This window comes from Belliella kenyensis (genome assembly GCF_022549675.1).
In the GTDB taxonomy this organism is placed as follows: Bacteria; Bacteroidota; Bacteroidia; order Cytophagales; family Cyclobacteriaceae; genus Belliella; species Belliella kenyensis.
Map to the genome: position 1 here is coordinate 203,768 of NZ_JAKZGR010000002.1, position 22,364 is coordinate 226,131.

Genomic DNA, 22,364 nt, shown 5'->3' on the forward strand with positions numbered 1-22,364 from the left:
AAGCATTAAAATTATCAGAGCTATGAATTTAACTTTGAAAATCTGGAGACAGAAAAATAGCGCCGATAAAGGTGCACTTAAAGAATATAAGATATCAAACATCTCTGAGGACATGTCATTCTTAGAAATGCTTGATGTATTGAACGAAGAATTATCTGAAAAAGGAGAGGATCCTGTTCATTTTGATCATGATTGTAGAGAAGGGATCTGTGGGATGTGTTCATTGTATATAGATGGCAAGCCACATGGACCACAGCAGACGACGACTTGTCAGCTACACATGCGCTCCTTCAAAGATGGAGATGTGATCACGATCGAGCCTTGGAGAGCGAAGTCTTTTCCAGTATTGAAAGACTTGGTGGTAGATAGGTCTTCCTTTGATAGAATCATCCAAGCTGGAGGTTATGTATCTGTGAATACTGGTGGTGTTCCTGATGCCAACGAGATCCCAATTTCTAAATCAATTGCTGATTTGGCGATGGATGCAGCCCAGTGTATTGGGTGTGGAGCATGTGTCGCAGCTTGTAAAAATGCTTCTGCAATGCTATTCACCTCAGCTAAAATTTCACAGCTAGCCTTGCTTCCTCAGGGTCAGGTAGAAAGAAAGATCAGAGCTGAGAAGATGGTAGCACAGATGGATGCTGAAGGCTTCGGTGCTTGTACAAATACTGGCGCTTGTGAGGCTGAATGTCCTAAAGGTATTAGCATTACTAATATTGCTAGGATGAACAGAGAGTACTTCTCTGCGATTGCTAGTAGTGATAATGTTTAATTATTGATCATTGGTTTGTGAATTTGTGTTAGTAAAGAAATAATCCAAGCTTGAAGTTTGTGATAGTACAAACTTTCGAGCAGATGGATAATAAACCAAAGAGTTTTGAAAGAATGAGCTGGCGAGTCCAGCTCTTTTTTTTGGATGGTACTATATTAAGGCTGGTTTTGAATATTCTGCTAAAACCTCATTTAGATAGGGATATACTTTTTGCCCGACTTAAGATTTTGTAACTTTAGGATATTGGATAAAATTTTACGCATTCAAGAAGAAAGGGAAATAGATGCATATCATAGACCTCGGCATATTCGTCGGGTACATGTTGGTGATGCTTGGGGTAGGGTACTACTTCATGCGTCGCAATAAAAGTCAAGACGATTATTATGTAGGAGGAAGAGATATTGGAAGTTGGCACATTGGTTTGTCTGTCGTAGCGACTGATGTAGGTGGAGGTTTTTCAGTTGGTCTGGGAGGACTGGGGTTTGTAATGGGGCTTTCAGGTAGTTGGATGCTGTTTACAGGACTGTTAGGAGCATGGTTAGCCGCTGTTTTTTTGATACCAAGGGTTAAGAGTGATCGTGCATTTGCTAATTTTTATACATTTCCACAAATTATCCAGCACTTATTTGATCGTCGAGCAGGGCTAGTTGCAGCATTGATTTGTTTGATAGGTTATCTGGGGTTTACATCATCGCAGCTCTTAGCTGGTGCAAAACTCGCTTCAGGAACTTTCGAAGGTCTTACAGTCAATCATGCGCTCTGGATTATGGGTGTGATAGCTGTTGTTTATACTGTATTAGGAGGTTTGAAAGCGGTGATTTACACAGATACTGTTCAGTGGATTGTATTGATGCTTGGTTTTATCTTTATTGGTTTACCAGTATCCTATTATCATGTTGGAGGTTGGGATGTGATCAAAAATACTTTGCCTGCTGAATTTTTTAGCTTAAGTAACCTTACCTGGCAAGATTTGGCCAATTGGGGTATCACAATTTTACCAGTTTGGTTTATTGGGATGACTTTGTATCAGCGGATATTTGCAAGTAGAGACGTGGCATCGGCGAAGAAGGCTTGGTTTATTGCAGGCTTGTTCGAGTGGCCAATTATGGCATTCATGGGAGTAGCATTGGGTTTGTTATCCAGAGTAGCATTTGAGCAAGGGCTTTTGATAATTGATGTGGATGCTTTAGATCCTGAGATGGGTTTGCCTGTATTGTTAAGAACCATTTTACCCTCAGGAATTTTGGGATTGATGATGTCGGCTTACTTTTCAGCTGTTTTGTCTACAGCGGATTCCTGCCTGATGGCAGCATCAGGGAGTCTAAATTCAGATATATTTGGCAAATGGATGAATGACCTGTCACAAAATTCTCAAGTGAGATGGGCTCAGCTATTCACTTTAATTTTAGGAATCATAGCACTTTTAGTAGCTCTTCAAATGACCAATGTGCTAGATCTGATGCTTTATTCATATGCCTTCATGGTGTCAGGATTGCTTATTCCTGTGTTATTTGGGCTCTTTTCCAATAGGAAAAGTCCAGAAGCAGCATTGTGGTCAATGATCATTGGAGGTACAGTGACAGCCTTTCTAAGTTTACTTGAAGTGAGTCTTCCTTTTGGCTTAGATCCAAACTTTTTTGGAGTTTCGGCTTCTTTAGCAATGTATTTGCTTGTTTACAATGTTCAAAAATTGAATCAATCAAAATAAAATAATAGAGTATGCTTAAAATTGAAACCCTATCAGCAATAGACCATGCAACTTATTTGCAGAAAAAAGAAGTAGCAGATTTTCTTTTTGCTCATTTGGAGCAATATGGTGATCCAGTGAAAGATATTATGAAGTGTTTGGATTATGCTTTGGATCAGGCTGTTGACAAGGGAGGATTTGCAGTTTTGGCAAGAGAAAACGATCAAATCGTTGGGGCAGTGGTGGTAAACAAAACGGGTATGTCAGGATATATACCTGAAAATATCCTAGTCTATATAGCAGTAGATGCTTCACAAAGGGGCAAAGGGGTAGGTAAAAAACTCATGAAAACAGCTATAGACATGGCAAATGGTGATATAGCACTTCATGTAGAACCCGATAATCCCGCCAAAAAACTATATGAAAGTCTGGGATTCACTAACAAGTACCTTGAAATGAGGTTGAAGAAGTGATTAGCAGGTCTATGAATAAGTTTAAAGATAGGTGTCTTTTTACATTAGCATTTGCGAAAGTCTTGTGTTTCAGAATGTACGATTGCTTATAGATTTTAACATAAATAGCACGATATTAAAAATTTCTAATTTGAACGAATTATCACCATCACAAAGTGGTAAATAAATATAAAAACAATGGCATTTTTGAACCTGCATAGAGGGAAACTTAAGGAGAATTTTGAATATCTTAAAAGCACCTTTACGGCAGAAGATATTTCTTGGGGTGTCGTTTCCAAGTTGTTTTGCGGAAATAGAACTTACCTAAAGGAACTTATAGATCTTGGGGTCAAAGAAATTCATGATTCAAGGATCAGTAATTTGGCAAAAGTCAAAGAAATCGATGAGAATGTACAAACTGTATATATAAAACCAGTGTCTAAGCGTAACATACCAAGCATGGTTAAGTATGCGGATGTGAGCCTAAACAGTGAGCTAACTACGATCCAATGGATAAGCGATGAATCTGTGAAGCAAGGTAAAAAGCATAAAATTATCATTATGGTGGAGACTGGAGATCTACGTGAAGGAGTCATGGGTGATCACCTTGTTGACTTTTATGCTCAAATATTTGAATTGCCAAACATAGAAATAATTGGACTTGGAACTAACCTCAATTGCCTAAATGGTGTCATGCCTTCTGCCGATAAATTGATACAGCTTTCGCTGTATAAGCAGATCATAGAATTGAAGTTTAATAAAAAGATCCCATGGGTATCAGCTGGCACTTCTGTCACGATACCTCTATTGCTACACAAGCAGCTTCCAAAGGGTGTGAATCATTTTCGAGTGGGCGAAACGCTTTATTTTGGCGTGGATTTGTTTGAAGAGAAAGTGATCCCAGGCATGCATGGAGATGTATTTGAACTGTATGCCGAAATCATAGAAATGCAAGAGAAGCCCATGCTGCCTACAGGGTCGCTTGCTGCAAACCCTCAGGGAGAGGTACTTTCTATAGATGAGTCACTATATGGAAAATCATCCTTTAGGGCTATTTTGGATATAGGATTACTAGATGTAGACCCAAAGTACCTCTTGGCAGAAGATGGAGAATTTGAAATCCTAGGTGCTAGTTCTGACATGATCATTTTAAATCTAGGACTAAACCCAAAAGATTATAAAGTTGGCGACACCATAAAATTCGGATTGAAGTATATGGGGGCTTTGGGAATCATGAACTCTAGTTATGTAGATAAAAAAATAAGTGGTTGATCTTGAGTGTTTTTCGCTATTATCCACTATTTTTTAGATTTTCTAGTAATATTTTTGGCATGATCTTAGATTATAAGTGGGAAAAAACCAACTATTATATATTATGAAAAAGTCAATTTTATTATTCGCAGTGCTAGCGTTTTTTTCATTTGAAATCAATGCACAGAATTATGACAGGAACGATGCTATCGGTGGATTCGGTATTAGAGGTGGTGCCAACTTTTTTACATTTGGAGGCTCTGATGCTCCTAATAACGACTACGATAACAGGGTAGGATTTCATGGGGGTATTTATTCCAACTTGTTTTTGGGTTCAAGAATTGCTCTTGAGCCTGGTGTGTACTACTCGGTGAAAGGTACACAGTATGACGCAGTAGGTGATCCAAGAGCCATCTTGAACTATGTAGATGTCCCATTACTATTAAGGCTTTACGTTACAGATGGACTTAATATTTTCGCTGGACCTCAGGCATCATTCTTAACATCTTCTACTTTTGAAGCAAATTTTGGAGGTAGTTCTTTTTCCTTAAACACTGACGAGATCACCAAAACAGACCTTGGGTTTGTAGTAGGTGTAGGTTATAATCTTCCTAAAGGATTGAATATCCAAGGTAGCTACGATTATGGAACTTCACCTGTATTCAAAAACTCCAATGCTGACATTTATAACAGAGGATTCAAAGTATCCTTAGGTTATAGTTTCTAATCAGAAAGCTAAATTAAAAAAAGCCAACTCGAATTTAGAGTTGGCTTTTTTTGTGCTTAACTATATTTTGACCAAAGACTTATTTTTTTAAAGTTACTTTTATAGTCCATGTTGTAACTTTTTGCAATAGATTATGTACTAAGTCAAGCCTCGAGCTTAGTTTATGCTGACCTTCACTGGATTTTCTAAATTTAATTGAATCATTTCCATCAACTTTTTATCAACTTCTCCATTGTGAACCACATACCTGAACTTACTTTTATAGGTTTCACCAGGATTGATGCTGAATCCTTCTTCAAATACTGGAGTAAACACCCAATAGGGCATAGTTGGATGAACTCTTACAAATTGAGGGTACCTAAAGTTGTCAGGAAAACCAAAAACTGTTACTCCAGCGGCGGTCTCAGAAAGGTTTCCGCTTACACTAATCCATTTTGCTTGGGTATGGTTCACATTTTCTAATGTTTTGCCTTGATCGCTCAATACCTTCCATTGCTGTTGGTAATTTATACTATCATCTGGATTCCATTCTCGGCTACCTCTCAAAGCCATTCCTCCATAGATATATTTGTTGAGGAATAAAGTGTCTTTGCTAGTGTTAGTCTGCTCGGAGTACAGGTCAAACATATAGAAATCTGAAACTGGATAGATTCTGATTTCCCACAATTCCTCTAGAATCTCCCCATTTTCTAGGCTAATATGGCTGAGCATTGCTTTGATTTGACCTGTCACTTGTCCTGTTTTTACTTTAATCATTTTTTTATGATTCACAGTCCCCATACTATCCAATTGATTCCAGAAATCCACTTTTTTCCCTTTGAAGGTGGTGTTTGTCCATGCATTATATATTGCATGTTGGTGCAAATGACCTTTGGGGAAATCATCTGTGAGCGTAGCACCATTTGGACTTTTTAGAGGATGAATAAATCCACTTTTCGCATAGAGATTGCTCTCTCCCGATGGTGGTGACTTTAATTCTTTTTGGTAGTACAGAACCTCGTTTTTGTCTATTTTGACTTGAATGCCTTCTTGATTTTCGATTATTTCCAGAGTATTTTTTCGGGAATTGGAACTGGTATATTTTACTAATTTAAATTTTGAAATGCTATTTGATTTAAGACTATCAGCAAACGTCAGAATCGTCATTTCGTCCATAATTTCAACTGGTAATATCTTTTTAGTATCCAAATCCTTCAGGTGATAATTTGCGGTGGTATCGATTGGATCATTCAATGAAATTTGAATTGGGATTGCGATTCTATCGTGATCTCCTGGATCTATAGATATGATGATGTCAGGTTGGCTACAGGCATATAGCCAAAATAATAGCAGGGTAAATAGGATGCTGTTTTTCATTTTTTGAAGTGATTGGTCAAACTTAAACAGGGAATACTTGGAATCAAAAGGAAAATTAATTCCTATTCAATAAAAATGTATGATTGAATTAAAAAAGTACCATGCATGGATTTTTTTTTGATTGATGAAATATAATTAGTTTCTTTGAGAAGTACTCGATAGATACTATGGATTCATTATAGCTATGGAAATGAAAGAACATGCACTTCGTCAATTGGTAGAGGATCTTTCCAAAGGAGATGAGAAGGCCTTTGGGAAGCTGTACCAATTATTTGGAGAGAAAGTATATCACATTGCCAGAAAAATGAATTTGAATCACGAGGATGCAGAAGGGGTTGTGCAGGAAGTTTTTTTGAAAATCTGGAAAAAAAGGGAGAATCTTGATCCTGAGCTTTCCATTAATGCCTATATGATAGCAATAGTTCGGTCTTTGGTTATCAAAAAAGTTAAAAAAGAAGCTCGATTTTTTGCTTATCAAAAGTATAAGATTCCACTGATCTCCTTTGAAACCAATACTGATCCAGAATTAGAGTTGATTTATGCTGATTTTCATCAAGTATCATCTGACCTTATAGAGCTATTGCCACCAGGCCAGAAGCAAGTGTTTATCATGAAAAATTTCGAAAATCTAAGTACTGATGAAATTGCTGAAAAGCTAAATCTGTCCAAGAGAACTGTTGAAAATCAGATATTTCGTGCTTCAAAAGGAATAAAGGAAAAGCTTCAAAAGCTTAAAATAATTTCAGCGGGGATATTGCTATTGATTCTTAATTTCAATTTTTAAAAATGTAAGTGAAGCATTCTCTTACGAAGGCGTGTCTTATGAACATTTGAAAATAATTTTTTGGTTTTTCGTCAAAATACAAATTGCCCAATATTTCTTGTGATTATTTGCATTTACAGTGGTAAAATTGTTTTGTGTAAATAATTGGTACATATTCTTTGGTCCCATACTCATCAATAACTTGTCTGTCGTGCCAGATCTAGTGTCCATGAATAAATAGTTCCGTTCGGCGGATCAAAGCTAGGTAAAATCAATATTTTCATTTAGTTAGTATAAAAGTTGCTGATATAAATTTATTTTTTTCTGATTATACGCTTTTTTGCCAGTAACTTAAATTCATTGGCTCAACAGGTTGCTAATGGTCAATATCCATAAGTATCCAATATCAATTTATATCGGAAGTTAGATAAATCGGAATTTTGTAATGTCATTGGCAAAGTTCCGTATATCCATATATTTTTTCATTACCATTTTTCTATCAAATTCATTTTTTATAAAAATTTTTCACTTGACGTGAGTAATTCTATCCACTTGTGGCTATATGTATCAACAAGCAGAAAAATGGATAGAAGAAAGCAAATAGAGGATTTTTTCAAAGGAGAATTGACTGATAATCAGGCAAAAGAATTACTTGCATGGCTGAATACCTCCGAAGGTGAGGAATTTATGTCAGCAGATATACTTCAGCTGTGGTCAGAGAAGTCAGGAAATACAAAATATGAAGAATGGGATTCTCAATCACTTTGGCAGAAGATCAATAAAGATAAAGCAGGATATCCCTCTCCGCGTTTGCATAAAGATAGCGTTGTGAAAAAAAGATTGATTCCAGGATGGTTAAAAATTGCTGCTTCCTTCTTTGTTTTTAGCGTGTTATCACTGTTGGTCATTCAATTTATCGAATTTGAGAAAACAGAAATAAAAGTGGAAGCATCATCCGTGAGGATGATCGAAAAGTTCAACCCTGCCGGTCAAAAGACGAAGATTCATCTACCTGATGGCTCTACAGTTTACCTTAATTCTGAGAGTAAAATTACTTATAGTGAAGATTTTATCACGAATCGTTACATTAATTTAGAAGGAGAGGCATTTTTCAATGTAGCAAAAGATGAAAACAATCCCTTTGCTGTAGCATCGAATGGTATTGTTACTACAGCTTTGGGGACATCATTTAACATATCCACTTTCCATAAGGATGAAAAAGTTACTGTCACACTTTTGACTGGAATGGTAAAGCTAAATCTGGAGGATAAGGATGACTATTTGATATTAAATCCTGGAGAAGAATCAGTGCTTTCTAAGAACATGTCTTCAGTGGATAAAAAAATAGTCGATGCAAATCAAAGGATACTTTGGATGGATGGTGTGTTGCGGTTTGAAGAAACTTCACTGGATGAAATGGTCACTTTGCTAGAAAGATGGTATGGTGTGCAGATCAGTATAAAAGGAAAGCAAAAGGATGTGTTGGCATCTGGAACATTTGAAAATAATGAGACCTTGAAAAATGTGCTTCAAGTGCTAAGTGCATCCATAGGTTTTGAATACAAATTGAAAGAAAAGGAAGTACTTATAGAATTCAAATAAAGAGCGTATGAATAAAAAAAACTGATAAAAAAACAGGAACGTACTGCGAATACGTCCCTGCAAACATCAAATCTTAATAAGCTATGAAAAACGTGTGGTAGCTGCTTTTCATAGTCAAAATCAATGTTTCATTTACTATTTCCAAAAATATGAAAAAAATATTACTAGCGGTAATTATGTCAATCAAGTTAATATTGAAAGGAGTTGCATTGCTCTGTTTGACATTGGGCCCCTTAATGGCAAACACATCGAAAGCGCAGGTAAAGAGTATCGATGAGGTATTCTTAAAGTTGGAAAAAAGAAATTATACGCTTGCACAATTTTTTAAAGAGACAGAAAACAAAACAGATTTTAAATTTTTCTATACAGATCAAGCAATAAAGACAAGTTCTAATATATCTCTAGTGACCAACTCAGGTAGTGTGGAAGATTATCTATTGCAGATAGCAAAACAGACGGATTTGAGTTTCAAGCAAGTCAATAATACGATCAGTGTGATATTGAATACTGATAAGCAAGTGGCAAGAGTAAAAGCCGTTGAAGTAGAACGCATTACCATATCGGGTAAGGTAATCGACGATACGGGTGATCCCATACCTGGTGTGACTGTCATGGTAGAAGGCACCACAAACGGCACAATTACAGATATTGATGGTGCTTATGTGATAGAAGTCAATGCAGGACAGACCTTGATATTTTCGTTTTTGGGCTTCCAAAGAGAAAGAAGAGTAGTAGGTGGGGCAAATGTTATCAATGTGACCTTAAGAAGAGAGGAAAGTGATCTGGACGAATTTGTCGTAGTAGGCTATGGTACACAACAAAAGAGAGATATCACGGGAGCGGTAAGCTCAATGAGCTCAAGACAAATCGAAGATCAACCAATCATAAGTTTAGATCAAGCCATGATTGCTCAAATGGCAGGTGTACAAGTGACTCAAGCTACAGGTGCCCCAGGAGGTGGAGCTGCTGTTAGGATTAGAGGGGCCGGTTCTTTGACTGCTGGTAATGAGCCACTTTATGTTATTGATGGATTTCCTGTAACCAATGATTTTGATCAAAGGAATAATCCTTTGAATACAATAAACCCAAACGATATCGCAGACATTCAAGTCCTCAAAGATGCATCAGCGACAGCTATATATGGGTCTAGGGGATCAAATGGTGTAGTATTAATCACTACCAAGTCAGGCAAATCAGGGGTCTCCAAAATTGATTTTAGCCTAAGTACTGGTATACAGCAAGTCGAGAAAACATTAGATGTGCTCAACGCAACAGAGTTTGCTAGGTATATAAATGAGTCAAGAAACAACGCTTGGGTAAATTCAGGTCCAGGAAGATCTGCTTCTGATCCAAATTCAGTTAGACTCAATAATGTAATGTATCTACTGCCAGAGCAATTTAGTGATCCAGAATCTTTAGGGGAAGGTACGAATTGGCAAGATGCTATTTTCAGAACTGCGAAAATGAGTAATTACCAGTTGAACTTTTCAGGAGGAAATGACAAGACCAAATACTTTATTTCTGGAGGGTATCTGAATCAGGAGGGTATTATAATCAACTCCGATTTAAAAAGATACTCTTTCAGAGTCAATGTTGACTCAAAAGTCAATGAAAGAATCAAAGTTGGTGCTAACATTACACCTTCTTATACTTTTTCGAATCAATCCTTAGCCGAAGGCAATTGGCAGGGGGGAGGCATCATACAATCAGCTATCACAGCAGGTCCTCATTTGACTCCTTATGACGAAAATGGGAATTACACCCAGATAACTGGTCAAGGAATTGGCACTAGTGAAGTAGATAATCCTGTGAAGATTGCTAATGAATATTTTCACCAACAAGGTACTTTAAGACTTTTGGGTACTGCATTCGCTGAAATCAATATTGTCGACAATTTGAATTTCAAAACGCTAGTAGGTGCAGATATGAGAAGTTTTAGAGAGGATATCTTTAGCTCTTCGATCATTAATCCAAATAGTGTAAACCCAACAAAACCAGCAACTGGGACTAATACAACCTCAGAGACTAGAAACTGGCTTTCTGAATTTACTTTAAGTTATGCCAAAACCATAAAAAAGCACTCTTTTGATGCGGTGGCGGGTTACACCATTCAGCAAGAGCAATTGGATTTCAATAGAATCAATGGTACTAATTTCCCAAATGATGAAGTTAAGACACTCAATGCAGCAGGATTAATTACCAATGCCTTGTCTACTAAAGATGAGTGGTCATTGATTTCATATTTGGCTAGGGTAAATTATAATTTTGACAGCAGGTATTTGCTCACTGCTACTGTCAGAAGAGATGGATCATCTAGGTTTGGATCAGAAAATAGGTGGGGTGTGTTCCCTTCCCTTTCTTTGGGATGGAGACTCTCTGAGGAGAATTTCATGAAAGATGTAAGCTGGATTTCTGAGCTTAGATTGAGGTCAAGTTATGGTCTCACGGGGAATAATTTCATTACCAATTATGGAGCAATCGGTCTTACCGGTCCTGAAAATTATCCATTTGGATCTGGCTCTGGGACAGTAAACAATGGTATCAGATTGACCAATATTCCTAACAGTGGACTAGGGTGGGAGAGAAATAAGCAATTGGATATAGGCTTAGAGTTTGGGGTTCTAGGAGATAGATTTTACCTGTCTTTCGATTATTACAACAAAAGAACGTCTGATCTCCTACTAAATGTCCCAGTTCCTACTTTGACAGGGTATTCTACAGCGCTTCAGAATATAGGTGAAATTCAGAATAAAGGTTTTGAATTTACGCTGACTAGCAGGAACATGGTCAAAGCTTTCAAATGGACTACTGATTTCAACTTATCGACAAATGATATCAAAGTCCTTGCATTGGGTCCTGATGGATCACCGATCATCTCCAGACAAGCAACATCAGCCACTGCACCTACTCATATTACTCAGGTAGGTTCTGCACCTGGTAGCTTCTTTGGCTACAATGTAATCGGTGTATATCAAAACCAGCAAGATATTGAAAATAGTGCAGTCATCTTGAATGGTAATGGTACTGTTCAGTCAAGACCAGGACAGCTGAAATTTGAAGATGTAAATGGCGACGGGATCATTGATACAAATGATAGAACGATCTTGGGTAATCCCTTTCCAGACTTTACTTATGGTATGACCAATTCATTTGCTTATAAAAACTTTGACTTCTCTTTCATTTTGCAGGGAGTTCAAGGATTTGAAGTCCTGAATGCTGCCAGAAGGTACTACGCTAATTATGCTGGTTCTTACAATGTATTGAGAAGTGCGTCCAATGGCTGGAGATCCGAAACGGACCAAGGTGATGGTGTATCCCCAATGCTTGATAGAAACTTCAATGCCTACGCAGGAAGTAATGTAGTGAATAACATTACGTCTCTCTTTGTAGAAGATGGGTCATTCCTGAGAATCAGAAATATTACTCTAGGTTATACTTTGCCACCTTCCATGTTGGAAAGATTAAAAGTATCTAATGCTAGATTGAATTTCACTGTACAGAATGCTTTCACTTTTACAAAATATGAAGGATTCAATCCAGAAGTAAGTGCACAAGGAGGAAGTCCATTAGTGCCTGGTGTCGATGCTGGAGGTTATCCACTAGCTCGTTCTTTTATGTTTGGTTTAAACTTTGGCTTCTAAATTCGTATAGCGATGAAAAATATTAAAAACTTATTGATAATTGGAATAGCTAGTTTGTTGGTGATGACCGGTTGTAGTGAAGATTTTATTGACAGAGCACCGATTTCACAGCAGAATAGCAACAATTTCTATAGAAATGCTGAGGATATGAAAAGTGCACTCACGGCAGTCTACGGAGCACTTCAATATGGAGGACAATACTATTCTTCTATGCACGTGATAGGAGATATGCGGTCTGATAATACAGAGATCACCAATCCAAATGCAGGGGCAGACCTTCAGGCGGTAGATAATTTTACCAACGTCGCCGTCAATTCAATTAGTGCCAACACTTGGAATGCTCATTATCAAGGAATCCAATCTGCAAATATTGTGATCGAAAAGATACAGGGCGTGTCAATGGATCAAACCTTAAAAGCTAGATATATTGGAGAAGCTAAGTTCTTAAGAGCGTTGATGTATTTTAATTTGGTTAGGATATTTGGAGATGTCCCATTGGTCACTACCATGATCAATAATCCTCAGCAAGGCTATGAATATGGTCGAGAATCTGTGAATAATGTATACAACCAAATCATATCAGATCTTACAGACGCAGAAGAAGCCTTGCCTTACACATATGGAACAGCAGATATAGGAAGGGCTACCAAAGGTGCCGCAATGGCTCTTTTGGGAAAAGTCCATCTCACGATGAAAAATTTTCCAGCGGCTGCACAAAAGTTAAAAGAATTGATTGACGCTTCGGGTCAAACAAACTATCGATTACTTCCTCAATACGCCTCTGTCTTCGGTCCTACCAATCAAAATAATGCGGAGTCGATTTTTGAGGTACAATTCAAAAGTAGTTCTAGCGGTGAAGGAAGCCCTTTTAGGAATCAGTTTGCTCCTATAGGATCGGGCAATGCGGTGGTATCTGTGGGAAATCCTCTGGGACAGAATATTCCTACAGCAGATATGAACAATGCCTATGAGCCTAATGATTTGAGAAAGGACGTTTCTATGCGTACTAGCTATGTGCTCAATGGGAATACTGTGAATCACAATTACGTAGTCAAATACTCAGGAATGCCTGTTGCTAACTTAGATAGTGATAACAACTGGATCGTTCTAAGATATGCTGATGTACTTTTGATGTATGCTGAAGCATTGAACGAGCAAGGATACGTAGCTGATGGACCTGCTTTTGAATACTTGAATCAGATCAGGACTAGGGCAGGTTTACCAAGCAAAACAAGTAATAATGCAGATCCAAATCTAAGCGTCCCCAATCAAGCGGCCTTTAGACTCGCCATTGAACAAGAAAGAAGAGTTGAATTGGCTTTTGAAGGACATCGTTGGTTTGATTTGATCAGAACTGATAGGGCCTTGGCATTGATGGCTGACAAAGGAATGCAAGCTCATATGTCTATTTTCCCAATTCCTCAAAGTCAGATAGATATCAACCCTACAAGGATATCTCAAAATCCCAATTACTAATTTTAATCCCACTTAAAGCTAGATTGTCCTTACTGCTTCATCAATAGGATGGAGTAGTAAGGTATAATATCTTCCTGATTACTAAAGTTCACCTTACACAGTAAGGACTGATATCCTATTGTCAAAATTGAAAATAATAAGCATGAGACTTACCCTATTAATTTGCTCTGTAGCTGTATTGATTATTCAAGCTTCTGAATCTTTTGCCCAAGATGTATTGACTTTGAACACCAAGGATGACGGGTATCGTGGGATTTGGTATAGTGATCAGCCATCTAATGATGAATATGTTTACAAATACAGCGGTGGTCTTGGGACTTATCCGGCAAACCATTACCCTTTTTCTATTTATGTAAAAGAAATAAATAAGACCTTTTTCTGCTATGGAGGTTCAGACAAAGAAGGTAAAACCTTGCTTCATGCAGTTTCATTTTTTGACCATAAAAGTAAAAAAGTACCAAAACCTACGATTGTTTTGGATAAGAAAACTGACAATGCACACGATAATCCCGTGATGAACATTGATGATGAAGGCTTCATCTGGATTTTTTCGACTGCACATGGCACCAATACACCAGCTTACATTCATAAAAGCTCCAAACCATATGATATTTCCGAGTTTGAACAGGTCTTTGCTACTAAAGAGGTAGAAGGAGAAAATGTGCCAATGAATAATTTTTCCTATCTACAGACTTGGTATCAAAAAGGTAATGGCTTCTTGAACCTTTTTACGCATTATGATCGAAATGTGATTCCCAATCAGCCTTCTAAGCCAAGAAGAACTATTGGTTTTATGACTAGTGAAGATGGTGTCACCTATTCTGAATGGAAGGATTTGGCAATCATTGAGGAGGGGCATTATCAGACAAGTGGCCAATATGAAAATACTGTCGGAACTACATTCAATTTTCATCCTTATAAAGAAGGTGAAAACGGACTGAATTACAGAACCAATCTATACTACCTACAGACAAGTGATTTTGGAAAAACTTGGCAAAATGTTTTTGGAGAAACTCAGGAAATCCCACTGAAAGACATCAATAATTCGGCTTTGGTAAAAGACTATAGTTCTTTAGGTTTGAATGTATACATCAATGACCTGACTTATGACCGAGATGGTCATCCCATCATACTGTATCTCACGAGTAAAGGCTACCAATCAGGTCCTACAAATGGACCGAGGTCATGGTTTACCGCGCGATTTACCGGGTCTGACTGGGATGTCAAGCATTTAGCTGACTCTGACAACAACTATGATATGGGTTCGCTCTATGTAGATTCCAAAGGTGATTGGATAGTAATCGGCCCTACCACTCCAGGGCCTCAGGCTTATAATACAGGTGGTGAAATGGTGCTTTGGTCAAGCTCAGATCAAGGTGAAAATTGGAAAAGCAAAACTATGACAAGTAACAGCGAACGCAATCATTCATATGCTAGGAGACCTGTCCATGTTCATGATGATTTCTATGCGTTCTGGGCAGATGGACATGGTAGAAAACATGATATTTCGAAACTCTATTTCGCCAATAAAAAAGGCCAGGTTTTCCAACTTCCAGAGAAAATGAAAAAGGATTTTGTAAAGCCTTCAAGGTTGAAAATTTCAAAAAAATGATGCCTTCAATGATCATTGGAAGAGATGAAATATTCACTATGAAAAGAGCGAAATGCTTCATAATGAAATCATCCATTCAACCAATGAAAAAGATACCTGTCACACTGGATGCCTCCAATACAGATTCGATTTGACTATTGCCAGAAAATACTTATCCCCATCGAATTCTCTCTTTGAGCATTGAAAAGAATCTAAAAACATGAAAATTCAGATTACCATACTTTTAATAATTTCAGTCCTACTGTCCTGTTCATCGGACAAGGAGCTGGAACTTCCACTGGTCGACAACTTAGCACTTGAAAGAAGCCTATTAAAAGTGGAGGTTTTGGCAAAAGATCTGGATGTCCCATGGGATTTGGAATATGCTGATGATGGATACCTCTGGTTCAATGAGCAGATAGGTACAATCTCACGGATCAATTTGCAAACTGGCGAAATTCAAAAGCTACTGACGATTGATGAAGTGTGGAAAAAAAGAACAGCAGGCTTGTTGGGCTTGGCGGTACATCCTGATTTTGAAAACAACCCATTTGTTCTTGTGAATTACACGGTCATGGTGGATAGCATCATTTCCAATAAACTAGTGAAATATACCTTTCAGAATGATGCATTGGTTTCTCCGCAAGTTTTGTTAGAAATTCCTGGGAATACAGCCCACAATGGTTCAAGGATCAAGTTTAGTCATGATAGAAAAATCCTTTGGGCGACGGGTGATGCTTATGGTTTCGATAATGCCCAAAGTGATGAAAGCCTCAATGGGAAAGTCTTAAGGATCAATCTGGATGGTAGCATTCCAAAAGATAATCCTGATCCCAAGAGTTATGTGTGGGCAAAAGGCTTTAGAAATATTCAGGGGCTTACGCTGGATGACAAGGGCAATATTTTTACTTCTGAACATGGAGATGCCATAGAAGATGAGATTAATTTGATTCAAAAAGGAGGAAATTATGGATGGCCACATATTGAAGGATTTCATGATTTGGACGCAGAAAAGCAATTTGCCAAAATCAACAACTCCCTAGAGCCTGTCTATTCATGGACTCCTGTCGTAGCACCTGCTGGACTTGATTTTTATGGTGATTTGGCCATTGATGAGTGGAAAAATAGTTTGCTGTTGACCACTTTGAAAGGTAAAAGTTTGAGGGTGTTGAAGCTCAGCGAAGACAGAAGATCTATCATTGATGAAACGGTGTTTTTTGACAATCATTATGGCAGGTTGCGAGATGTGGCGGTAGCTCCTTCGGGAGAGATTTATGTTGCGACAAGCAACAATGATTGGAATCCTCAGCCTGGGTTTCCTTTACAAGGAGATGATAAAATCCTAAAAATTAGCTTGACCAAATCTACAGCCAAAGATCCCTTGAAAGGAGAGAAGCCAAAAGCTGAACTTGGACTGGACGGAAAGCAGCTATATAGCAGCTATTGCGCTTCCTGTCACAAGGAAGATGGGACTGGTGTCCAAGACATTTTTCCTTCTTTGATAAGTAGTGAAGCAGTGATGGGAAACAAAGAGCCATTGATCCAAATCATGCTGAAAGGCATAGAAAACAAAGAAAATGGACAGATGATGCCTTCATTTTCCTTTATGAAAGATGAAGAACTAGCTGCGATCTTGACATTTATCAGACAAGAATGGGGGAATTCAGCTCCTCCGATAAGTGCAAATACAATTACTGAAAATAGATAATCATGTCTAATCAAAAGAATAGCAATAAACTTATTTTGAAATTAATGGCATTAGGGCCAGGCATTATCACCGCTGCTTTGGTTTTTGGTCCTAGCAAAATGACCATAACTTCCAGATTGGGTGCTGAGTATGCGTATGACATGCTTTGGATAGTGGTGGTCGCTATTTTCTTTATGTTGGTTTTCACAGGGATGGGAGCTCGAATCGGCATCAGCAGCCAAGAAAGTTTACTTTCCCTGATTAGAACAAAATGGGGGAAAATTGCAGGAATTACGATTGGTTTTGGTGTTTTTCTCGTTTCTACATCATTTCAGGCAGGAAACTCAATTGGTGTGGGAATAGCTGTCGCTGAAGCTTCGGGAACAGCTGCATGGATTTGGGTTTTGGTTTTCAATGCTTTAGGAATTGCATTACTTTTTTTTAGGAGCTTCTACAAGACCTTAGAAAGATTAATGATCACATTGGTGGGCATCATGCTTTTTTCCTTTTTGACAACAGTTTTTTTGGCTAAGCCTTCCTTCTCAGGGATTGTAAATGGTTTTATACCATCGATTCCTGATGGGTCTGAAGGATTGCTGATAGCCTTTGTGGCATCATGTTTTTCTATTGTAGGAGCATTTTATCAGTCGTATTTGGTGCAGGAAAACAGAAAGCCTGGACAGGAGGGAGAGAACAAAAGTGCTACAGGGATCATGATTTTGGGTGTGATGAGTGCGGTAGTAATTATATGTGGGGCAGCAGTATTGCATCCACAGGGAATCCAGGTGAATAGCGCCTCAGAAATGTCCATGGCCTTGCAGCCACTATTTGGCTCCTATGCATCTCACTTGTTTTTGGCAGGTTTGTTTGGAGCATCTTTTTCTTCTTTGGTTGGCAATGCTACCGTGGGTGGGAGTTTGTTGGCTGATTCATTAGGATTTGGAAAAAGTTTGAATGATAAAATTGTCAAAAGCTTCATCGCTTTGGTAATGGTATGTGGAGCTAGTATTTCATTGATATTCGGAAAGTTACCATTAGAACTGATCATTTTCGCTCAAAGCGTCACCATTTTTCTTGTTCCTTTCATAGGTATGGCCATGTTTGCCATAGCAAATGATGCAAAGATTATGAAGAATAAGGTGAATGGCTGGTTTTCAAGGTATGTAGGTATGATAGGATTGCTTTTGCTTTTAGGTCTTGCAGGATGGAATTTCTATCAACTCTTTATTAAATAAATGCTTCTGGTAAGACAAAATGAAAATATAAAATATGAAAGATTTAAAAACATTGGAGCAAGAGATGACGGTGCCATCTGAGGCCTTGATTCATGATATGGCTAAGATCGAAGGTGATATCTTACTTCTTGGTATTGGAGGGAAAATGGGGCCGAGTATGGGCAAGCTTGCGGTAGACGCTTGCAAAGCAGCAGGTATTGAGAAAAGAATCATTGGGGCATCAAGGTTTTCTGACCAAAATGCGAAAAAGGCACTTGAAGATGTTGGTATAGAGACCATTGTATGCGATCTCCTTGATGATGAAAAGCTGCAAAGTCTACCAGATGTGAAGAATGTTATCTATTTGGCAGGAAATAAGTTTGGAACTACTGGCAATGAAGGGTTTACTTGGGCCATGAATGCCTATTTGCCAGGAAGGGTAGCAGAGAAATTCAAGAATTCAAATTTAGTCGTCTTCTCTTCAGGAAATGTGCTTCCTTTTGTTCCCGTGACATCTGGAGGAGCTTCCGAGGAGACTACCCCAGATCCAATAGGTGAATATGCCCAATCATGTCTTGGTAGAGAGAGGGTATTTGAATATTTCGCAAAGAAAAATCAAACTAAAACACTGATATATAGACTCAATTACGCCGTGGATTTCAGGTATGGTGTGATGATGGAAATTGCCAAATCGGTATTGAATGAAAACCCTATCGATCTTCGTACAGAAAATGTAAACGTCATCTGGCAGCATGATGCCAATGAAATAGCTATCAGGTCCTTGCTGCACGCTGAAGCTCCTGCAAAAATACTCAATGTAACTGGCCCTGAGATCCTATCGATCAGGTGGATTGCAAATAGATTCGGAGAATTGTTTGGTAAAAAGCCACAGTTTGTCAATGAACCTTCGGGTACTGCTTTACTCAATAATGCTTCTGAATGCCATCGCATTTTTGGCTATCCGAAAGTCTCTGTCAGAGAAATCATCGATGTCACAGCGACATGGATGCTGCAAGGCGGTGATGAATTTGGTAAATCAACACATTTTCAAGAAAGAGGAGGTAAATTCTAATGACACATTTAAGCGAAAAGTTAAAGACACATTTACATCAAGGGACTGTTATTCCTGCACACCCTTTGGCACTGCGAGCTGATAGATCTTTGGACGAGGCAAAACAGCGGCAATTGACAAGATATTATATCTCCTCTGGTGCAGGAGGTATTGCTGTAGGAGTTCATTCGACACAATTTGAGATTAGAGATCCAGAGATCAATCTTTTTGAAACTGTCCTCAGATTGGCTTCGGAAGAAGTAGAAAAGCAGCATTTGGACAGGCCTTTTTTGAAAATTGCCGGAATCTGTGGTCCTACAGATCAGGCCATAGCTGAGGCGAGATTAGCTTCGAAATATGGTTATGATATGGGCTTGTTAAGTATGGGCGGTTTACAAGGATGGTCAGAGTCTGAAATTCTTGAAAGAGTAAGAAAAGTTGCCGAAATCATCCCTGTTTTTGGTTTCTACCTTCAGCCTTCGGTTGGAGGTAGAATTTTCAGCTTTGATTTTTGGTCAAGATTCGCCGAAATCCCTAATGTGGAAGCAATCAAATGCGCATCTTTCAATAGGTACCAAACCTTGGATGTCATGCGGGCAGTAGCCACAAGTAGCCGCAAGGATGATATTGCCATGTACACTGGAAATGATGACAATATTGTAGCTGATCTCTTGACCAAATACAGCTTCAATGTCAATGGCGAAATCCATGAAAAGGAATTTGTTGGAGGATTGCTTGGTCACTGGGCCGTTTGGACACAGAAGGCTGTAGCGCTTTTGGATGAAATCAAATCTTTCAAATCTTCAAGTGATGGAGAAGGCTACCAAAAACTGTTGACAAAAGGCATCGCAATCACAGATGTAAATGCAGCGATGTTTGATCCTGCAAATAGCTTCCATGGATGTATTCCAGGTATTCACGAGATTTTGAGAAGGCAAGGATTATTGGAAGGTATTTGGTGCTTGAATCCCAAAGAAGTTCTTTCTTCAGGTCAAAGAGAGGAATTGGATAGGGTATATGAAAGCTATCCAGAGCTGAATGATGATGATTTTGTCAATTCTTTTTTTGAAAATGATAAAGCTTAATGTGATGATTTTAACTAGAATAATTTCCATTGTATTGATCACTTGTGTCGTAACCCATTCAGTACTGGCACAAGAAGAGAAATATGGTGAATTTATCAATCACGGAATCCAATTGACTGCCTCTATGATTCAAGGTAGTTTGTTTGTCGATGATAAAAATGGCAATACATTAATTTATACGGTAGTTAGGGGAGAACCAGCACATCTTTTGGCTTTTGATGTGGAATCAAAGAAGCTGGTGTTGGATGTTCCTTTGCCAAAAGCTGACGGAGTGTGGGACCTTACCCAATCAACTGATGGTGATCTTTACATTCCTGGAGCAAATGGAAGTCTATTCAAACATACGCCCGGTACTCAGGAAATCGAAGACTTAGGCATTGTATTAGATGGTGAGACCTATCTGTGGAATTTGACTTCTGGTTTTGACGGAGAAGTTTTTGGAGCAACTTATCCTGGGTGTAGGATTTTCAGGTATCATCCTGACCATGGTTTTTCAGATATTGGCAATGGACCAGTCGTGGAGGGGGAGAATTATGTGAGAAGCTTGGCATTTCATCATAGAACAGGACTTTTGTATGCAGGAATTGGTTCGCGTGCGCATCTGATTGAGATAGATCCAAAGACTGGTAATAAGAAGAGTTTGCTGCCAGAGAAATATCAAGACAAAGAGTTTGTCTATTCCCTAGAAATCATCCCAGGTAAAAATGGCGAGGATAGGCTTTTTGCACTGCTCACAGCGGGTAGCGAGACGCTGATTTACAATCTGAAAACTAAGGTGTTTGAGCAGGAAATCGCAGGGATGGATATGAAAGCTATCACGTCAGATAAGGCAGGAAAACAAGTCTATCTGACTTCCAAAGGCAATACTCTGGCTTTTGATCCAAAGAAAAACTTTGGGAAGAGCAAAGTGATTTTGAAAGAATCAGGAACTGCCAATGCATTTTTGCATAAAGAGAATGGAGATCTTCTGATGTTAAGCTCAGGTGGAAATCTAATCGAATACAACATCAAAGCGAAGACTGAGAATAGAACAAAACTGGCAATCCCTGGGCAGCCTATTCCCATCAATGCGATCACCTTTGGTCCTGATGGAAAGGTGTGGACAGGGGGATATTTAGCTGGTGGGCATGCATCTTTTGATCCTTCTACAGGAATTCACCAAGAGCATAAGGGCTTAGATCAAACAGAAGGAATGGCTGTTTTTGAAGATAAAATCTATATTGGGATTTATCCTAAAGGGAAATTTTATGTCTTGGATACCAAAAATGAATGGAATATGGCAGACAGCAATCCAAAAGCTCTGGGTCAGATAGATGGTCAAAGTAGGTCATTTGCCTTAGCGGCAATTCCTGAATTAAGGAAAATGGCATTTGGGATGATTCCAGAGTATGGCAAGCTAGGAGGTGCTTTGGTGATTTATGATATTGATTCAGAAGAATTGAAGACTTTCGAGCAGCCAGTTCCAAAACAAGGTATTTCGAGTTTGATTTTTAACAAAGGTGCTTTGGTCGGAGGCACGACCATTTCTGGAGGATTGGGAAAAATGCCAGAAACGAAGGAAGCAAAATTGTTTGTGTGGGATTTGGGTAAAATGAAAGTGGTGGAGGAATTAGTTCCAGTAGCAGGTGCTTCTGCCATCACTGGGATGATCGAAGGGCCAGACGGGAATATTTGGGGTATGGCAGATGGTACGCTATTTATCTTTGACGTTGACAGCAATAGCTTGATTTCCACACATAAGCTTTATGATTTCCCGGAGTTCAAAAGTCATATTTGGAGAAGTGCATTTTTGGTATTGCACCCAGATGGGAACATCTATGGGACAGATAACCGGATGCTTTTCAAAATTGATCCATCGACTAAGGCTTTCACTAAAGTTGCAGAAGATACAGGACTATTGGTGATGGGTGATGATGGCACATTGTTCTTCAGAAAAGCGACAGAGCTTTGGTCATACAAGCCAAAGTCCAATTGATGAGACATTTGTTTACTAAGAAAATTTAATAAAA

At 38.5% G+C, this 22,364-nt stretch carries 16 protein-coding genes; 15 read left to right on the forward strand and 1 reads right to left on the reverse strand.

What is annotated here, in order from left to right:
* The first annotated feature begins 22 nt into the window (after positions 1–22).
* The 5 genes from MM214_RS02495 (at position 23) to MM214_RS02515 (ending at position 4,889) form a co-directional block, all read left to right on the forward strand.
* Positions 23–772 (forward strand): succinate dehydrogenase/fumarate reductase iron-sulfur subunit, encoded by a 750-nt coding sequence (locus tag MM214_RS02495; RefSeq protein WP_241291633.1) that lies wholly within the window; start codon positions 23–25, stop codon positions 770–772.
* A gap of 283 nt (positions 773–1,055) precedes the next feature.
* Positions 1,056–2,480: a sodium:solute symporter family protein gene (locus tag MM214_RS02500; RefSeq protein ID WP_241291635.1), complete on the forward strand. Its 1,425-nt coding sequence runs from the start codon at positions 1,056–1,058 to the stop codon at positions 2,478–2,480.
* An 11-nt stretch (positions 2,481–2,491) separates the two neighbouring features.
* On the forward strand, positions 2,492–2,932 hold the full coding sequence (locus MM214_RS02505) for a GNAT family N-acetyltransferase (RefSeq protein WP_241291637.1): 441 nt from the start codon (positions 2,492–2,494) through the stop codon (positions 2,930–2,932).
* 177 nt (positions 2,933–3,109) lie between these two features.
* Positions 3,110–4,183 carry an alanine racemase gene (locus MM214_RS02510; RefSeq protein ID WP_241291639.1) on the forward strand — a complete coding sequence of 358 codons (1,074 nt, stop codon included), beginning with the start codon at positions 3,110–3,112 and terminating at the stop codon, positions 4,181–4,183.
* Between the two features lie 103 nt (positions 4,184–4,286).
* Positions 4,287–4,889, forward strand: coding sequence for a porin family protein (locus tag MM214_RS02515; protein WP_241291642.1), 603 nt, complete (start codon positions 4,287–4,289; stop codon positions 4,887–4,889).
* A gap of 156 nt (positions 4,890–5,045) precedes the next feature.
* On the opposite strand, the gene MM214_RS02520 is transcribed toward MM214_RS02515, so the two are convergent.
* Positions 5,046–6,245 (reverse strand): DUF6807 domain-containing protein, encoded by a 1,200-nt coding sequence (locus MM214_RS02520; protein ID WP_241291644.1) that lies wholly within the window; start codon positions 6,243–6,245, stop codon positions 5,046–5,048.
* 184 nt (positions 6,246–6,429) lie between these two features.
* Between MM214_RS02520 and MM214_RS02525 the strand changes: the two genes are divergently transcribed.
* From MM214_RS02525 to MM214_RS02570, 10 genes are all read left to right on the forward strand, one after another.
* On the forward strand, positions 6,430–7,029 hold the full coding sequence (locus MM214_RS02525) for an RNA polymerase sigma factor (protein ID WP_241291647.1): 600 nt from the start codon (positions 6,430–6,432) through the stop codon (positions 7,027–7,029).
* 561 nt (positions 7,030–7,590) lie between these two features.
* A complete protein-coding gene (locus MM214_RS02530; protein ID WP_241291648.1) occupies positions 7,591–8,610 on the forward strand; it encodes a FecR family protein in 1,020 nt (339 codons plus the stop codon).
* Positions 8,611–8,759: 149 nt separating this feature from the next.
* Positions 8,760–12,251: a TonB-dependent receptor gene (locus tag MM214_RS02535; protein WP_241291650.1), complete on the forward strand. Its 3,492-nt coding sequence runs from the start codon at positions 8,760–8,762 to the stop codon at positions 12,249–12,251.
* A 12-nt stretch (positions 12,252–12,263) separates the two neighbouring features.
* Positions 12,264–13,727, forward strand: a complete 1,464-nt coding sequence (locus tag MM214_RS02540; protein ID WP_241291653.1) for a RagB/SusD family nutrient uptake outer membrane protein — start codon at positions 12,264–12,266, stop codon at positions 13,725–13,727.
* A 142-nt stretch (positions 13,728–13,869) separates the two neighbouring features.
* Positions 13,870–15,339, forward strand: coding sequence for a BNR-4 repeat-containing protein (locus MM214_RS02545; protein ID WP_241291656.1), 1,470 nt, complete (start codon positions 13,870–13,872; stop codon positions 15,337–15,339).
* A 199-nt stretch (positions 15,340–15,538) separates the two neighbouring features.
* Complete coding sequence (locus tag MM214_RS02550) at positions 15,539–17,026, forward strand: PQQ-dependent sugar dehydrogenase (protein ID WP_241291658.1); 1,488 nt, start codon at positions 15,539–15,541, stop codon at positions 17,024–17,026.
* A gap of 2 nt (positions 17,027–17,028) precedes the next feature.
* Positions 17,029–18,240 (forward strand): Nramp family divalent metal transporter, encoded by a 1,212-nt coding sequence (locus tag MM214_RS02555; protein WP_241291660.1) that lies wholly within the window; start codon positions 17,029–17,031, stop codon positions 18,238–18,240.
* A 34-nt stretch (positions 18,241–18,274) separates the two neighbouring features.
* A complete protein-coding gene (locus MM214_RS02560; protein ID WP_241291662.1) occupies positions 18,275–19,291 on the forward strand; it encodes an NAD-dependent epimerase/dehydratase family protein in 1,017 nt (338 codons plus the stop codon).
* Entirely contained in the window at positions 19,291–20,355 is a 1,065-nt protein-coding gene (locus tag MM214_RS02565) for a dihydrodipicolinate synthase family protein (RefSeq protein WP_241291663.1), read from the forward strand. Before MM214_RS02560 ends, MM214_RS02565 begins: the two co-directional genes overlap by 1 nt.
* A gap of 4 nt (positions 20,356–20,359) precedes the next feature.
* Positions 20,360–22,330: a WD40 repeat domain-containing protein gene (locus tag MM214_RS02570; RefSeq protein WP_241291666.1), complete on the forward strand. Its 1,971-nt coding sequence runs from the start codon at positions 20,360–20,362 to the stop codon at positions 22,328–22,330.
* Positions 22,331–22,364 lie beyond the last annotated feature (34 nt).

What these genes read in the sequence shown, in the direction of transcription:
- MM214_RS02495 (WP_241291633.1), top strand. Translation starts at nt 23, where the DNA reads ATGAATTTAACTTTGAAAATCTGGAGACAGAAAAATAGCGCCGATAAA.
- MM214_RS02500 (WP_241291635.1), top strand. Translation starts at nt 1,056, where the DNA reads ATGCATATCATAGACCTCGGCATATTCGTCGGGTACATGTTGGTGATG.
- MM214_RS02505 (WP_241291637.1), top strand. Translation starts at nt 2,492, where the DNA reads ATGCTTAAAATTGAAACCCTATCAGCAATAGACCATGCAACTTATTTG.
- MM214_RS02510 (WP_241291639.1), top strand. Translation starts at nt 3,110, where the DNA reads ATGGCATTTTTGAACCTGCATAGAGGGAAACTTAAGGAGAATTTTGAA.
- MM214_RS02515 (WP_241291642.1), top strand. Translation starts at nt 4,287, where the DNA reads ATGAAAAAGTCAATTTTATTATTCGCAGTGCTAGCGTTTTTTTCATTT.
- MM214_RS02520 (WP_241291644.1), bottom strand. Translation starts at nt 6,245, where the DNA reads ATGAAAAACAGCATCCTATTTACCCTGCTATTATTTTGGCTATATGCC.
- MM214_RS02525 (WP_241291647.1), top strand. Translation starts at nt 6,430, where the DNA reads ATGGAAATGAAAGAACATGCACTTCGTCAATTGGTAGAGGATCTTTCC.
- MM214_RS02530 (WP_241291648.1), top strand. Translation starts at nt 7,591, where the DNA reads ATGGATAGAAGAAAGCAAATAGAGGATTTTTTCAAAGGAGAATTGACT.
- MM214_RS02535 (WP_241291650.1), top strand. Translation starts at nt 8,760, where the DNA reads ATGAAAAAAATATTACTAGCGGTAATTATGTCAATCAAGTTAATATTG.
- MM214_RS02540 (WP_241291653.1), top strand. Translation starts at nt 12,264, where the DNA reads ATGAAAAATATTAAAAACTTATTGATAATTGGAATAGCTAGTTTGTTG.
- MM214_RS02545 (WP_241291656.1), top strand. Translation starts at nt 13,870, where the DNA reads ATGAGACTTACCCTATTAATTTGCTCTGTAGCTGTATTGATTATTCAA.
- MM214_RS02550 (WP_241291658.1), top strand. Translation starts at nt 15,539, where the DNA reads ATGAAAATTCAGATTACCATACTTTTAATAATTTCAGTCCTACTGTCC.
- MM214_RS02555 (WP_241291660.1), top strand. Translation starts at nt 17,029, where the DNA reads ATGTCTAATCAAAAGAATAGCAATAAACTTATTTTGAAATTAATGGCA.
- MM214_RS02560 (WP_241291662.1), top strand. Translation starts at nt 18,275, where the DNA reads ATGAAAGATTTAAAAACATTGGAGCAAGAGATGACGGTGCCATCTGAG.
- MM214_RS02565 (WP_241291663.1), top strand. Translation starts at nt 19,291, where the DNA reads ATGACACATTTAAGCGAAAAGTTAAAGACACATTTACATCAAGGGACT.
- MM214_RS02570 (WP_241291666.1), top strand. Translation starts at nt 20,360, where the DNA reads ATGATTTTAACTAGAATAATTTCCATTGTATTGATCACTTGTGTCGTA.